Below are 514 nucleotides of genomic sequence, written 5' to 3' on the forward strand. Positions count from 1 at the left end.
TGCCGCGCACCGTGGTCGACCGGCCCGGTGCGCAGCCGCTGCGCGTCACGCAGGGTGAAGTGCGCTTCGAGCACGTCGGCTTTCACTACGGCAAGGGCAGCGGCGTGATCGAAGGGCTGGATCTCGTCGTGCGCCCTGGCGAGCGCATCGGCCTGGTCGGCCCGTCGGGCGCGGGCAAGTCAACGCTGGTCAACCTGCTGCTGCGCCTGTACGACGTGGAGCAAGGCCGCATCCTCGTCGACGGCCAGGACATTGCCGGCATCACGCAGGAAAGCCTGCGCGCGCAGATCGGCATGGTCACGCAGGACACCTCGCTACTGCACCGCTCCATTCGCGACAACCTGCGCTATGGCAAGCCGGATAGCAGCGAGGCGGAGTTGATGGAAGCCGTGCGCGGTGCCCGTGCCGACGAGTTCATCCCGCACCTGTCTGACGCGCATGGCCGGCGTGGATTTGATGCGCTGGTGGGCGAACGCGGCGTGAAACTCTCGGGCGGCCAGCGCCAACGCATTGC

Annotated in this window: 1 protein-coding gene; it reads left to right on the forward strand. The window is 68.1% G+C overall.

Translation table 11 applies throughout. The annotated features are described in order from the left end of the window. On the forward strand, positions 1 to 514 hold a 514-nt coding region (locus RVY79_RS17180), incomplete at both ends, for an ABC transporter ATP-binding protein (RefSeq protein ID WP_317465685.1).

The organism is Chromohalobacter sp. HP20-39, from assembly GCF_033052815.1.
Lineage (GTDB): Bacteria > Pseudomonadota > Gammaproteobacteria > Pseudomonadales > Halomonadaceae > Chromohalobacter.